The sequence below is a fragment of the Roseobacter sp. HKCCA2468 genome (genome assembly GCF_037805105.1).
GTDB lineage: Bacteria > Pseudomonadota > Alphaproteobacteria > Rhodobacterales > Rhodobacteraceae > M30B80.
In genome coordinates, this window is the sequence record NZ_JBBLYN010000008.1 from 1 (window position 1) to 13,476 (window position 13,476).

General features: G+C 54.0%; 13 protein-coding genes. 9 read left to right on the forward strand and 4 right to left on the reverse strand.

The genetic code is table 11. From position 1 onward, the window contains the following. Positions 1-1,002: hypothetical protein (locus AAC620_RS12100; protein ID WP_340245320.1), on the reverse strand; the 1,002-nt coding region annotated here is incomplete at its 3' end. Between the two features lie 626 nt (positions 1,003-1,628). Here AAC620_RS12100 and AAC620_RS12105 point away from each other — a divergent pair. The 7 genes from AAC620_RS12105 to AAC620_RS12135 all read left to right on the forward strand — a co-directional run bounded on the left by AAC620_RS12105 (position 1,629) and on the right by AAC620_RS12135 (position 9,619). Then, entirely contained in the window at positions 1,629-2,645 is a 1,017-nt protein-coding gene (locus AAC620_RS12105; protein ID WP_340245322.1) for a rod shape-determining protein, read from the forward strand. A 266-nt stretch (positions 2,646-2,911) separates the two neighbouring features. Continuing rightward, positions 2,912-4,252 (forward strand): dimethylsulfonioproprionate lyase DddP, encoded by a 1,341-nt coding sequence (dddP, locus tag AAC620_RS12110; protein WP_340245324.1) that lies wholly within the window; start codon positions 2,912-2,914, stop codon positions 4,250-4,252. 315 nt (positions 4,253-4,567) lie between these two features. Further along, positions 4,568-5,335: an SDR family oxidoreductase gene (locus tag AAC620_RS12115; protein WP_340245326.1), complete on the forward strand. Its 768-nt coding sequence runs from the start codon at positions 4,568-4,570 to the stop codon at positions 5,333-5,335. 11 nt (positions 5,336-5,346) lie between these two features. Next, a complete protein-coding gene (locus AAC620_RS12120; RefSeq protein ID WP_340245328.1) occupies positions 5,347-6,309 on the forward strand; it encodes a 2-hydroxyacid dehydrogenase in 963 nt (320 codons plus the stop codon). A gap of 11 nt (positions 6,310-6,320) precedes the next feature. Then, the gene (locus AAC620_RS12125; protein WP_340245330.1) at positions 6,321-7,496 is read left to right on the forward strand and encodes an enolase C-terminal domain-like protein; all 1,176 of its coding nucleotides are present in this window, start codon (positions 6,321-6,323) and stop codon (positions 7,494-7,496) included. A gap of 120 nt (positions 7,497-7,616) precedes the next feature. After that, positions 7,617-8,114, forward strand: coding sequence for an NUDIX hydrolase (locus AAC620_RS12130; RefSeq protein WP_340245331.1), 498 nt, complete (start codon positions 7,617-7,619; stop codon positions 8,112-8,114). A 26-nt stretch (positions 8,115-8,140) separates the two neighbouring features. After that, on the forward strand, positions 8,141-9,619 hold the full coding sequence (locus AAC620_RS12135) for an inorganic phosphate transporter (protein WP_340245333.1): 1,479 nt from the start codon (positions 8,141-8,143) through the stop codon (positions 9,617-9,619). Between the two features lie 12 nt (positions 9,620-9,631). Here the strand turns inward: AAC620_RS12135 and AAC620_RS12140 are convergent, their stop codons facing one another. Continuing rightward, the gene (locus AAC620_RS12140) at positions 9,632-10,360 is read right to left on the reverse strand and encodes a class II aldolase/adducin family protein (protein WP_340245335.1); all 729 of its coding nucleotides are present in this window, start codon (positions 10,358-10,360) and stop codon (positions 9,632-9,634) included. Next, positions 10,357-11,499, reverse strand: a complete 1,143-nt coding sequence (locus AAC620_RS12145) for a TauD/TfdA family dioxygenase (protein WP_340245337.1) — start codon at positions 11,497-11,499, stop codon at positions 10,357-10,359. Before AAC620_RS12145 ends, AAC620_RS12140 begins: the two co-directional genes overlap by 4 nt. 110 nt (positions 11,500-11,609) lie before the next feature. Here AAC620_RS12145 and AAC620_RS12150 point away from each other — a divergent pair, with 110 nt between their 5' ends. Further along, positions 11,610-12,491 (forward strand): LysR substrate-binding domain-containing protein, encoded by an 882-nt coding sequence (locus AAC620_RS12150; protein WP_340245343.1) that lies wholly within the window; start codon positions 11,610-11,612, stop codon positions 12,489-12,491. 84 nt (positions 12,492-12,575) lie between these two features. After that, positions 12,576-12,845, forward strand: coding sequence for a hypothetical protein (locus AAC620_RS12155; RefSeq protein WP_340245339.1), 270 nt, complete (start codon positions 12,576-12,578; stop codon positions 12,843-12,845). 107 nt (positions 12,846-12,952) lie between these two features. Here AAC620_RS12155 and AAC620_RS12160 read toward each other — a convergent pair. Next, on the reverse strand, positions 12,953-13,476 hold a 524-nt coding region (locus AAC620_RS12160), incomplete at its 5' end, for a hypothetical protein (protein ID WP_340245341.1).

A 13,476-nucleotide genomic window follows, 5' to 3' on the forward strand; every position in this document is an offset into this window, starting at 1 on the left:
TTGGCCAAATGTATCAACAGTCACCGCCTCACTCAGCGTCACACGCAAATCAACACGGTCACCAACGTCAAAAGGACCGTCGCCGCTTTTACCACCTTGCGCGATCGACTGAATGCTCTCAATCACCGCAGCCGTCACATCCGAGGAACCATCCCCACCAGGCTGCGTCACACCACCACCGCCAGCACTGCTCCCGTTCACCTGAATGTCCGCGTAAGGCGCAAGATTGTTCGTCCCAGCCACAATGCTCAAATTCGCACTGTTGCCAGACAAATCCGTGATAACACCCCCATTCAAAGACAGATCAACAACATCCAAACCAGACGCCGTAGGCATCCCATCCGCAATCTCAACGCGGAACGTCAGCTTCTTCGTCCCAGACCCACCAACATAAGAAGCAGCAAAACCCTCTAAAACATCGCCGCTACCCGCAAACTTTAACGTCGGAACACCACCCGCCGTGCGCACCAAAACAACTTCGTCAAAAGACACAACAACGTCTAAAGTCGTCCCAACACCATAAGTCCCAGCAACCGAACTCATCGACGCAATCTTCGGGTTCACCAAATCCGCACCCGTCGACAGGCTCTGCGTCTGAACCGTCACAAACTTGTCATCCTCGCCGCCACTTAACTCACTCGGCGTCAAAATGTCATTATTGGCAGAAAGAGACCCAACATCATTAAAACGAACCGTGACATCCGCATCCTCACCCGCCGCATTGCGAATCGTTGCGTCATTTTCGGCAAAGGCAACAACCTTCAAATCTAAAGAGGAACGGTCCGTCTCCGAAACATTGTACTGAAAACGAAGCTCAGAACTCCCGCTGCCGCCGCTGTAATAAGCACGCGCACCGTTCGATAAAACCAATACAGGAACGCGAAAACCGCCAAATGTATCAACAAATACAGCCTGGTCAAACGACACAGAAATAGACGCAACATCCCCCGCAACATACGTCGCGCGATCCGCTCGAAAATCCAAAAGCCTTGGAATAGCCATCTGTCGTCCGTGTCATTTCTTTTGCCAAATATGACATAAATGACAAAAATGGCCATAAGTCAATATTGACAAAAAGAAGGGGCGCTTCTTATTGAAATGGTGAGGACGCGGATGTCACGGTTCGCTTTAATGACGTCGGGCTTCTTTCTGCCAATAAAGCAACTAAATGGCTTGCAAAAGCAAGCAAGGCGAGCGAGTGGCCGCTCAAACCCATCCCGAGTATTAGCTTGGTTCTTTGAGCAAGATGGCAGGTGGTATGTGCAATGCTGCTATGGAGCGAGTGTGATCGCAGCTGATGGCGCCAACAATGCTATGTTCGTCGAAACACTCAAAGAGGTTGACCTGCCCCCTTCGCAATCCCTCACTGTAATGTAGAGTCTGCGCCAACTTTGAAGGAGTAGACACATGCAGTTTTAGCTCAATACCTTGAGAAGGCTGAACGCAACGTCTGGTAACGTACATAGAAGTTCGTATCTTAAAAAAAACATTGATTGAATTTGATATTTTTGTGAATTTGGGCGAATGAAAAAATGAAAGCTGGAGCGCGTTGGAATTCCAGGGCCAACGCGGTCGGCGACTAGCCTGGGTCATCAAAAGGCCAGGAACGTGATAGTGAGAACAAATTCTTGGCTTATGAAATTAGCATCGACCTCGGCACTGCCAACATTGTCATCGTCGACAATAAGAATGGCGTCGTCTTAGATGAGCCCTCGGTGATCGCCTACCAGGTGAAAAACGGACAGAAGCGCCTCCTAGCGGTCGGGGATGACGCCAAACTCATGCTGGGAAAGACGCCGGAGAGTATATTGGCCATCCGCCCCCTGTCCGATGGCGTGATTGCGGATTTTGACGCGGCCCAGGACATGATTTCTGCCTTCTTCAAAAAGGTCCTGAATAATTTTGCCTTCAGGAAGCCGGTTGTGTTCGTGTGCGTGCCATATGGCGCCACCCCGGTGGAGAAGCGCGCGATCAAGGCGTCCGTTGAGGCCGCTGGCGGCCGCCGTGTCGGCCTTGTCGAGGAGCCGATGGCGGCCGCACTTGGCGCCGGAATGCCAGTTCTGGAACCTATGGGCTCCATGATCGTGGACATTGGCGGCGGCACGACCGAGGTTGCGGTGCTGTCTCTAGGGGGCATTGTCGTCGCGCAGTCGATCCGAGTTGGCGGGGACCACTTTGACGCGGCGATAGCCGCATTCCTGAAAAAGAAATATAACCTTAACGTCGGCCTGGCCACGTGTGAAATGCTGAAGTTCGAGATCGGGACCGCCATCCCCCCCAGTGACGGCGTCGGGAGGAAGACAAAAGTGCGCGGCCGCCACGGCGTCAGCGGCCTCCCGGAAGAGATCGAGGTCACGCAGGCAGACATGGCCGAGGCGCTGCGGCCGTTGGTGAGTAGTATCTGCGAGGCCGTGATGCTCCTCCTGGAGCAGACACCGCCTGATTTGGCTGGAGACATTCAGGAAAACGGACTAGTTCTCACGGGAGGTGGGGCTGGCCTCGCAGGGATAGACAAGGCCCTAATGGATGCGACACACCTCCCAGCGGTTGTAGCAGAAAATCACAAATACTGCGTGGCATTCGGCACTCAAATTGCGATGAACTTAGGCAAGCGCATTGAGCACGCAATTCAGCGAGATCCCTAGAAAATTGGTGGTCACGGCTGCCTTTTGGCGAGAGGGACCGCGTGACGTTGAGCGCACGATGATGCTCTGGAGTTCCTACAAGGGGTAGTAATAGAACTGCCGAAGCCCGTCAAATGAGAAGCCTTCGATCAGACGATGGCTAGTACCCAGTCACACTGCGCAGCGCGCACTCAGACAACAAAAGCGGCATCTATGCCGGTGCCGCCGTCGCAAATCGGCGCGTTCAATTGACAAACTCTCACCACGCTGGTGGTGGGAGGAGTGCCATGAACAATCACTTTCGAGACAGTCGCAAGATTGACCCCAGTCGCGGCGCCGTAACCGGCGACAATACCCCCAATGACCAAGATCGCATTGAAATTGGGCCGACCCAGCTTGCCTATGCAGAGTGGGCCGATGCGGGTCTCGCCCTGCCTGATTTGCAGGAGATGCGACGGTTTCGTTGGGCTCGCTTGACGCACGCAATTCAGGCGCGCGGCTACGCCGGCCTCTTGCTCTTTGACCCCCTCAATATTCGCTATGCGACTGACAGCACCAACATGCAGCTGTGGAACACCCACAACCCATTCCGCGCAGTCCTGCTCTGTGCGGACGGGTATATGGTCATGTGGGACTATAAGAACGCGCCATTCCTGTCACAGTTCAATCCGCTTGTACGCGAGGTCCGGTCCGGGGCTGATCTCTTCTATTTCGACCGCGGCGACAAAATTGACGTGGCCGCGGATCAATTCTCCAATGAAGTGAGGATCCTTATTCAGGAGCACGCCAGCCAAAATAACCGCCTCGCCGTTGACAAAATCATGATCCACGGGCTCCGCGCGCTCGAGGCGCAGGGCTTAGAAATCATGGAGGGCGAGGAATTGACCGAGAAGGCCCGCTCAATTAAGGGGCCCGACGAGATACGGGCCATGCGCTGCTCGGTCCACGCCTGCGAGACCGCCATGCAGAAGATGGAGGATTTTGCCCGAACCGAGGTGCCGCGCGGCGGAATTTCAGAAGACGACATATGGGCGGTGTTGCACGCGGAAAACATTCGCCGAGGGGGTGAGTGGATCGAGACACGCCTCCTCACCTCGGGCCCGCGCACCAATCCATGGTTTCAGGAGTGCGGTGGACGGATCGTGCAAAATAATGAGATCATAGCCTTCGACACTGACCTCATCGGCAGTTATGGCATATGCACTGACATGAGCCGGACTTGGTGGGTGGGCGATCAGCGCCCACGCCTCGATATGGTGGAGGCAATGCGGCACGCTCACGAGCACATGATCACCAACATGAGCTTACTGAGGCCCGGCATCAGCATCCCAGAGCTCGTGGCGAAATCGCACCGCCTCGCAGACAAATACCAAGCGCAGAAATATGGGTGCCTGATGCACGGCGTCGGACTGTGCGACGAGTGGCCGCTAGTGGCTTATCCCGACCAGGAGGTCGCCGGGGCATTCGACCACACTCTGCAGCCCGGCATGACATTGTGCGTCGAGGTATTGGTGAGTGAAGTGGGCGCAGACTTCTCAATCAAATTGGAGGACCAGGTCGTCATCACTGACTATGGATACGAAAATCTCTCGACCTATCCGTTTGACCCAGCATTATTGACTTCATAGTGTTATCGAGACGCACACCCAGTTATGCCGATTTCTTTCAACCCACGGCCAAATCTAGCCTGCGTGGTTCAGCGTTGTACTCAAACGTCATAAATATTTTCGCTTTACTGGATTTTTTAGCCCGACTTTGTGCCTCCAAGGCTACTAATAAACGAAGCCGAGTACACGACATCCGAGGCAACAATCCTGGTTTTAAAGATTGTTTTTCATTGGCCTATTTTCATCCTGGCCAAAATTTAACTAAGATTGCGAGGGCCTTGCTTCCTAACGCCTTAAAAGCCAAGCTAGCAAAAAGGCATTATTAGGAGCGGTAATATGAGCGTTACGCTCTTCGATCTAACAGGAAAGACCGCACTGGTTACAGGGTCTTCACGGGGGCTCGGACTTGCTTTTGCTAAGGGTCTCGCACAGGCCGGAGCAAGTGTAATCCTAAATGGTACTAACGATGAGAACCTCGAGGTTGCCCGCGCTCAGCTACGGGGACTGGGATTGAGCACTAGAGTTTCTGCTTTTGATGTCACAAATGAGCAATCCGTTATCTGTGCCTTCCAAGAACTTGATGCAAACGGAATTACCGTTGACGTTTTAGTCAACAATGCAGGAATCCAGTTTCGCAAACCAATGCTTGAATTGGAGACCAAGGACTGGCATCGCGTACTAGACACAAATTTGACTGCCGCCTTCATTGTTGGTCGCGAGGCAGCTAAGCGGATGGCCGAACGCGGCCACGGCAAGATTATCAATATCGGCTCACTAACCTCAGAGCTCGCGCGTGCGACAGTGGCTCCCTACACTGTAGCCAAGGGAGGCATCAAAATGCTCACTAAAGCCATGGCAGCAGAGTGGGGAGAATTGGGCATTCAGGCCAATGCTATTGGACCCGGTTACATGGTCACAGACATGAACGAGGCGCTTGTTAACGACCCAAAATTTGATGAGTGGGTCAAGTCACGCACACCAATGCGGCGATGGGGGCGGCCCGAGGAATTAGCCGGCACGTGCATATATCTTGCGTCGGAAGCCTCTAACTACGTGTCAGGACAAATTATCTATGCCGATGGCGGCATGATTTCAGTTCTCTGAAGGTGATCAGAATGAAAATTGTCTTCTACGGTGCAAATGCCACAACCTTTCTACCGGGATTGTCTGACCTGTTAGCGACCCCCCATAAGATCACCAGCGTACCGGACGCGGTTGATCAAATTGCTCAGGATGCACTTAACGCAGCAGACGTTGTAGTGGGTGTCCACTTCAAGTCCCCCGTCACAGCTCGAAATGCGCAACTATTCCAGCTACCCGCAGCAGGGTACGACCAGGTGGCATTTGACGCTCTTCCGGCCACCTGCAAAGTGTGTAACGCCTTTGGCCACGAGAATGCGATTGCAGAATATGTAATGTCTGCCCTCCTCTCCCGTCACGTCCCCCTGACGACGGCAGACGCTCAATTGAGAGCGGGCACCTGGAATTTTTGGGCGGGGGCAGGACCCACGGCTCTGCGAACCGAACTGGGCGCTCAGAGCATTGGGATCATTGGCCATGGCCACATCGGGCAGGCCCTCGCGGATCGGGCGGCAGCCTTTGGCATGGCGGTGCACGTTGCCAATCGAAGCCCTGTCGCGAGTGAACGCTATACCGCCGTTTACGGTCTCGACGAACTAAACAATATGCTGGGCGCGGTCGACATTGTCGTCAACACGCTCCCGCTAACGCCCTCCACAGTCTCATTGATTGACGGCTCATCCTTCGCCGCCATGCAGCGCCACTGCGTCTTCCTCAACGTTGGTCGCGGGGGCGTGGTAGATGAAGACGCGCTGTATGACGCCCTCGCTGATAAGACAATTGGCGGCGCAATCATAGACACTTGGTACAGCTATCCGACTGATGCCTCCACACCACACCGCCCCGCGACACGCCGCTTCGAGGAACTGCCAAACATAGTTATGACGCCGCACATGTCCGGGTGGACAAACGGCACCATAGCACGGCGGCAGGCAACAATCGCGGACAACATCACGCGCCTGGCTGAGGGCCGTCCACTCATAAATCAGGTAAATTAGGAAACCCTCCAATGACCAAGATTACGCGCGTCACCCTCACTGAGTTTGAATTCGAGGCCGCAAATTTGGCACAATCCGCCCGGGGCAGCTCGATCGGCGGGCTCCACTACCGACCCGGCGCGTCCACGCCCATCAAAAAATACGCCGTTGAAGTCGAGACCGGAGATGGCTGCATTGGAAGTTACGTCGTGAACTGGGGGGCATCACTCTCGGTATTCGGGCAAATGCAGATGCTGGCGCCAATGCTAATTGGCCGGGACGCGGAGGAGCGTGAGGGGATCTACGACGACCTCAAACGTGAGGCCCGCCAGTTTGATCACATGGGGCATGGACCGCTTGATATTGCCCTCTGGGATTGGCAGGGAAAGGCACTGGGCTGCTCGATAGCCACACTACTCGGCAGCCACCGGCGGGAATTCCTCGCCTATGCGAGCACCTACCACGGCGACCGCAGTGGCGGGCTAGACTGCAAGGAGGCCTACGGTGACTTCGCATTGGCCTGCAAGGAAATGGGGTATCGCGCCTTTAAAATCCACGGCTGGCACGATGGCAATGCCCGAGAAGAGGCAGAATTAGTGCTTCACGTGCGTAAGGTTGTGGGGGATGAGATGACACTAATGCTCGACCCGGCCTGTCAGTTGCGCAATTTCGCGGACACGCTCTACGTCGGCAAGGCCTGCGACGAGGCCAATTACTTTTGGCTTGAAGATCCCTACCGCGACAGCGGCGTCTCAGCCTTTGCCCACAAGAAATTACGCGAAATGTTGCGCACTCCGTTGCTACAAACTGAACACGTGCGTGGCGTTGAACCCAAAGCTGACTTCTTAATTGCAGGCGGCACTGACTTCCTGCGCTCTGATCCCGAATATGACATGGGGATCACGGGCTGCCTTAAAATTCATAATATGGCCGAAAGTTTTGGCGTGGATGTCGAAGTGCATGCCTGCGGGCCCGCGCATCGCCATATGATCGCCCGCAGTCGTAACTCAAACTTCTACGAGGTGGCCCTGGTTGGGCCTGACTGCCCGAATGCAGTGCCGCCGGTGTATAACTGTGGCTACAGTGACCAACTCGACTGCATTGATAAAAACGGCATGGTCCAATTGCCTGATGGCGTGGGGCTTGGTGTGGCTAATGACTGGGAGTTTATTGCCGCGCACAAGACACACCAGATCGTCTACAACTAGCGAGCCGATCTAGTCATTATGACAATATTGGCCCTTGAGCTGGCTATTGGATCTAATCCACACTAGAAACAGCGCTGAGGCTCAAAAGCACCTTCGGCAGAGAGGCGGCATCCGCACCGCATGAAAAATTTTATTCCAAAAATCGTTGAAGAAAGCCTTAAGCTGTTGGTGCAGCGCCCCGAGTGGGTTCAAGTCGGCGCACTGTGCTATCGCCACAAAAAAGGGAAATTACAGATCCTTCTTGTAACGAGCCGCGGCACCAAGCGCTGGATTATTCCGAAGGGCTGGCCAATGCCGGGCAAACACGGCTCCCCCGCCGCAAAGCAGGAGGCTTGGGAGGAGGCCGGCGTGGCTGTTGCTCAGATCGAAAGCGAACCGCTCGGACAGTATCGCTACCGCAAGAAAATGGCGAGCGGCCTGGCCCTACCAGTCACGACTTTTGTGTATCCCTGCGAGGTGTCGCAGGTCACAAAAAAATACCCCGAGAAAAGCCAGCGTAAGCGTAAGTGGTTCACCCCGAAGAAGGCAGCTAAAAAAGTTTCGGAACCCGAATTAAAAAAGATGATCTTAGATTTCTCGACAGCGGTAGCCGGACAAGATACACCCGTGGGGCGCTGACGAACTTCACGGCCTTGGAAAGAGATATGGCACAAAATCAGTTTGATCCACGGCACTTGGAGACCCTCGACCGTGACCTCGATCGTCTTTCTGCAATTGAAGTTGCGTCTAATTATGTTTCACGCCCAATTGTTGGCCCCAGTCTTGCGATTGTTTTTATTGCGATAGCCGGTTTAGCCAGTGCCACAATGTTCGGCTTCTCCAATGGTGGCTTCTTAATTGTGTTGGCAGCAATTTTTGGTGCCTACATGGCACTCAACATTGGAGCCAACGACGTCGCAAATAATATGGGGCCAGCCGTAGGCGCAAAGGCAATTACAATGGCCGGCGCTATCGCGATTGCCGTTGTATTCGAGAGCGCGGGCGCATTGATTGCAGGCGGAGATGTTGTCTCGACCATTGCGAAGGGCATTATTGATCAATCCGCATTGTCAAACACTCAGAGTTTCGTCTGGGCTATGCTTGCCGCCTTATTGGCCTCTGCCCTGTGGGTTAACTTAGCGACTTGGATTGGCGCGCCAGTGTCCACCACTCACTCAGTTGTGGGCGGGGTCATGGGCGCGGGCATCGTCGCCGCGGGGTTGGCCAGCGTGAATTGGCCCACCATGAGTGCGATCGCGGCGAGTTGGGTCATCTCACCCGTGTTGGGTGGCGTCATCGCGGCAGGCTTTTTGGCGCTGATCAAGTCTCGGATCATCTATCAGGAAGATAAAATTCAGGCGGCTCGAAAGTGGGTCCCGATTTTACTTGGAATTATGGCCGGTGCATTTGCAACTTACTTGGCGCTCAAGGGCATCAAGAAGTTAGTGAAGATTGATCTCACCACAGCGCTCGGTATCGGAGTGGCAGCGGGCATCTTAGTCACAATCCTAATGTTTCCAGTGATCAAGAAACAAGCCGAGGGATTGGAAAATAGAAATAAGTCGCTCAAGGTATTGTTCCGCATACCGCTACTCGTCTCCGCGGCATTGTTGAGTTTCGCACATGGGGCAAACGACGTGGCCAATGCCGTGGGTCCGCTTGCCGCCATTGTGCAGGCCTCGCAATCAGGTATGGTGGAAAGTACCGCAGCCATTCCCCTTTGGGTCATGATTATTGGGGCGCTCGGGATCTCATTTGGCTTATTCCTATTTGGCCCCAAACTAATCCACATGGTCGGCAATCAAATCACGAAACTTAACCCAATGCGGGCCTACTGCGTGGCCCTCTCAGCGGCAATTACGGTTATCGTGGCCAGCTGGCTCGGGCTACCAGTAAGCTCAACTCACATAGCGGTTGGTGGTGTCTTCGGAGTGGGCTTCTTCCGAGAGTGGGATGCAGATCGGCGGCGCCAGAGACTACAGATTGGTCTATCAAAATCTGACCTACCGGGGCGCGAGGAGAAGAAGCGCCGCAAGTTGGTACGCCGGTCACACTTCATGACGATTATAGCTGCATGGGTGATAACAGTCCCATCTGCGGCCTTAATTTCAGCAGCAATTTACTTGGTATTTTCAAACCTCTGAGACGGCTATTGTCTAGCCAGCGGTCTTTGCTATCCCATAGGCAGTCCGCAGGTGGTTAAAGTGGCGTGCCGCCATACCACGATACGCCACCCAACCCTCTGCGGTGTCCCTTGCCACTTTATCCTCCAGCACCGCGAGGGGGCGTCCAGTTGCATAGGAAAGCATGAGGGTCTGGGCCGCACGCTCGAAAAAATACAGATCCTCAAACGCATCGGCAACGGTAGGTCCCACGACAGTGACGCCGTGGTTGCCCATCACGAGCACTGATTTATTAGACAGTGCCCCTGCAATCCTTTCGCCTTCCTCTAGCGCGTCCGCTATGCCACCAAAGTGTAGGTCGTATGCGACCCGGCCGAAGAAGCGTGCAGTGTTATTGTCAATCGGCCAGAGTGTGGGGTCTTCAAGGCAGGCTAAGGCAGTCGCATAGGGCGAGTGCACGTGCAACACCACACGCGCGCTCGGCAGTCGCCGGTGGATTGTCCCATGAATACACCAAGCAGACGCATCGGGCGCGTTATCCCGCGTCATGACGGATGGGTCACCTGAGTTTAAGGCCAAGAGATCCTCGGGACTGATAGTCGCAAAGTGCTGCCACCGGGGGTTTAGAAGAAAGACTTCGCCATCCGGGTCTAGCGCCGCGCTGAAGTGGTTACCGACACTTTCGCTCCAGCCGAGAGCGTGACAAATTCGAAACGCATCGGCTAATTCTGCGCGCAGGGTAATTTCATGTTCGTCCATCATGACTTGAACCGCCCCTCACTGACCAATGCGCGATATGTCGAGCGCATCTCGCCGCGATCAACGTAGCAACCGCGCAGATAGCGATCTCCACTCGTTGCTGAATAGGCCGCGCGCCCGTGAACAATTCGGTGATTATCAAACACCATGCACTCGCCGCCCTTCATCATGAAGCGCATCATATACCTGTCCTCTTGGAGCATACGGCCAAACCGGCAGAAGGCAGGGTAATACTCGTCCAACAGTGTCTGATCGAGATCAAAAATATCTGCCATGTGCTGGCTAATTGTGAGACCCGACACCTCGCCATGATTGTCGAGTTCAATCACAGTCTGGCGTGAGCGTGCATCATAGTGATCGTGTTCACAGAAGAACGGAATTGAGATCGTTGAGAGGAGCTCAAACCCCCGTGGGTCTCGCAGCCGGAAATCATTAGCCACTGCCACGCCGTCAGAGTAAACGCTCTGCCCTCCCTCAACTGTGTTGACACGACAGTGAAGAAACTGAATGCCCGGCGCAAACTCCTCTGCGGGTGTGTCTGTGTGTAGCTCGAGCGCAGCCGAGGTGTAGGCGGTGTTGGTTGGATTGATGTGAGTGCGCACATCAAAATAAGTGCCGAAGAATGTCGGGCGAACATACCCCATCAACTCAGCAGTCTGGGTCAATCCCTCGTCACTGTCGGGCATGTCCGTGACTATCGTAAAGCCATGGACGAGCATGGCCTCAATCCACGCTGATCGCTGTCCAGTGTCTGCAAGGAGATCCGGTTGCGCAAAACGCGGAACATTGGGGTAGTGATCGCTGTACCAAGCCTCACGCTTGAGGTCGGCTGGATCTGGGCGGGGCTTGCCAATTGCATAAGTTTCAATCCAGTCCAGCGGCATGCGCGTCACGTGATCCTCGTCTAACCACTCAACCTGCAGGATACCATCAACAATCCGAGCTGCTTTCGCTCGTGGCGGTTGCTCTAAATGAAAAATGTCAAAACTACGTTCACGCGTTATTGGGCTGAAGGAACTAGGGCAATTGTCGCGCAGCCAATAATAATTTAGGTAGCGACGGCCCCGCTTGGGCAGGGTCACGAACAGGCCCCTATCCCCCAACTCTACTGCCATTACGACTGAGGATTTTCCGTCAAGCATTACTTTGGTCCAGATGATTGCAATAATTAAAAATTACAATTGCACATTGATTTTTTTAATATAGATGGATTTATATGAATATAACATAAGTCATGAGTTATAATCATATTATGGACCACTTCCCCCCACTTCGCTTGTTGGTCTGCTTTGAGGCATTCGCCCGGCACGGATCCATGCGCGAGACTGCCGCACAAATGAACGTGAGCCAGCCAGCGATCAGTCAGGCGATAAAGACGCTCGAGGAATATATTGGCGCCACACTATTGGATCGGCGCCGCAAGCCAGCAAGCTTGACGGAAGAAGGTGAGATGCTGGCGCGCTCTGTGCGGGAGGGATTGAGCCAAATTCGCGCGACCATCAGCGACATTCGGGCAACGCAAGCGGGGCATGAGCTGCAAATCACAGTCGCTTGCACTCTGGGGGTTGCAACCTATTGGCTGATGCCCCGCCTCCCGCAGTTTTACGCGCTGCACCCAGAAATAACGGTGAACGTCCAGGCGCCACCCACAGATCTACCAGTACTGTCGCCAGATATCGATCTAGCCCTGCGTTATGGGGCTCAGAATTGGCGCGACGGGCACAACGAAAAGCTGTTTGATGAAGTGGTCTGTCCCGTGGGAGCCCCTAAGTTCATCGATACACTGCGGGCAAGTGGCACTCCAATATGGGGCGCCCCCTTGATACATGTGCGAAACCCTCACACACAACACTGGGCCGGTTGGGAAGCCTATCTCTCAGCCAAGGGCATGCCAGCGCCCAAGCAAGCAGGGCACTCATTCAATAACTATGTCCAAGCCATGCAGGCAGCCATGGATGGCCGAGGCCTCATGCTGGGGTGGCGCTCAATTACTGCTGGCGCAGTTAATGATGGAACACTTCGAGCACTCGCAGATCTAGCCCATAATTTTGGCACGGCATATTACATCTCAAGCTCGAAAACACCGACACAAAATACCCGCTCGTTTATTAACTGGATCAAGACAGTGGCTTAGTCTGCGGGACTAAGTCTACAAATTATGTCGACGTGCAGTTATTTTTCATCTTGATAGAAAAAATACCCATGATAGCCTCACGCAATGAGCGATCCGATTCCAGAATTGAGACTGTGGCAAGCCGTCCTGTGGAGGGCAAATCAGGATTTACAAGCAAGCGAAAGCAGCAGAGATCGAGAGTTTCAAGACGTCAGGCGCTGGATTGGAGAATACCCATCGAGAGACTTCCGAGAAGTGTGTATGATGGCGAACTTGGAACCTGATTTTGTACACCCGCGGCTTCATAAAGCACTATCAGAAAAGTTAGAGCGCCTTGCACAACACAGACAACGTAAAAACTTTGCCGCCGAGTAGGCGTGACGACTGAGCTATACTGCTAGTGGGGATAAGTTATGTTTGGGTGTGCAAAAATTTACTTCCCCGGGCAGTCTGCTTGCCAATCAGCGCAGTTGCAGATGGGCTCAGGAGAGTTCGCGGAGCAATCTGAAGAAAAGCATCGAAACTACGAGCACTGCTGCAAAACCTAACACATCTCCGACAAAAATAGCGCCAGAGGCCCGCGCGTCTGTTACATCCAAAGTGTAGTGTAGGGCCGCATTCATCATTGCACCAAACGCACCTGCGAGAACCAGACTTTTCCAATCGATTGAAACCGCGAGATAATTACGCTCGATAAAGTCAAAGCGGCTCAATACCTCAAAGGCCAGAACGCAGGCCACGAGGCTCCCCAATGCCAGAACAAGCTCCTCTAGGATCGTGGCCGCATCACCCCCAAGCCCCGCATAGACCGCGCTGATAGGCAGAAGGTAGAGGATGCTTCGCCACCCAAATAAATAGGCCGCTAGCACCCGAACACCATGCGGGAAGAACAACACGCTGCCATAAATAATGCCCGGCACCACGGACTGCTGCAATTTATCCGACACAACGAATACAGCCTCAAAGGCAACCGCGTAAAAGATCGAACACATGACCAAGGCCACAA

What these genes read in the sequence shown, in the direction of transcription:
- dddP (WP_340245324.1), top strand. Translation starts at nt 2,912, where the DNA reads ATGAACAATCACTTTCGAGACAGTCGCAAGATTGACCCCAGTCGCGGC.
- AAC620_RS12115 (WP_340245326.1), top strand. Translation starts at nt 4,568, where the DNA reads ATGAGCGTTACGCTCTTCGATCTAACAGGAAAGACCGCACTGGTTACA.
- AAC620_RS12120 (WP_340245328.1), top strand. Translation starts at nt 5,347, where the DNA reads ATGAAAATTGTCTTCTACGGTGCAAATGCCACAACCTTTCTACCGGGA.
- AAC620_RS12125 (WP_340245330.1), top strand. Translation starts at nt 6,321, where the DNA reads ATGACCAAGATTACGCGCGTCACCCTCACTGAGTTTGAATTCGAGGCC.
- AAC620_RS12130 (WP_340245331.1), top strand. Translation starts at nt 7,617, where the DNA reads ATGAAAAATTTTATTCCAAAAATCGTTGAAGAAAGCCTTAAGCTGTTG.
- AAC620_RS12135 (WP_340245333.1), top strand. Translation starts at nt 8,141, where the DNA reads ATGGCACAAAATCAGTTTGATCCACGGCACTTGGAGACCCTCGACCGT.
- AAC620_RS12140 (WP_340245335.1), bottom strand. Translation starts at nt 10,360, where the DNA reads ATGATGGACGAACATGAAATTACCCTGCGCGCAGAATTAGCCGATGCG.
- AAC620_RS12145 (WP_340245337.1), bottom strand. Translation starts at nt 11,499, where the DNA reads ATGCTTGACGGAAAATCCTCAGTCGTAATGGCAGTAGAGTTGGGGGAT.
- AAC620_RS12150 (WP_340245343.1), top strand. Translation starts at nt 11,610, where the DNA reads ATGGACCACTTCCCCCCACTTCGCTTGTTGGTCTGCTTTGAGGCATTC.
- AAC620_RS12155 (WP_340245339.1), top strand. Translation starts at nt 12,576, where the DNA reads ATGAGCGATCCGATTCCAGAATTGAGACTGTGGCAAGCCGTCCTGTGG.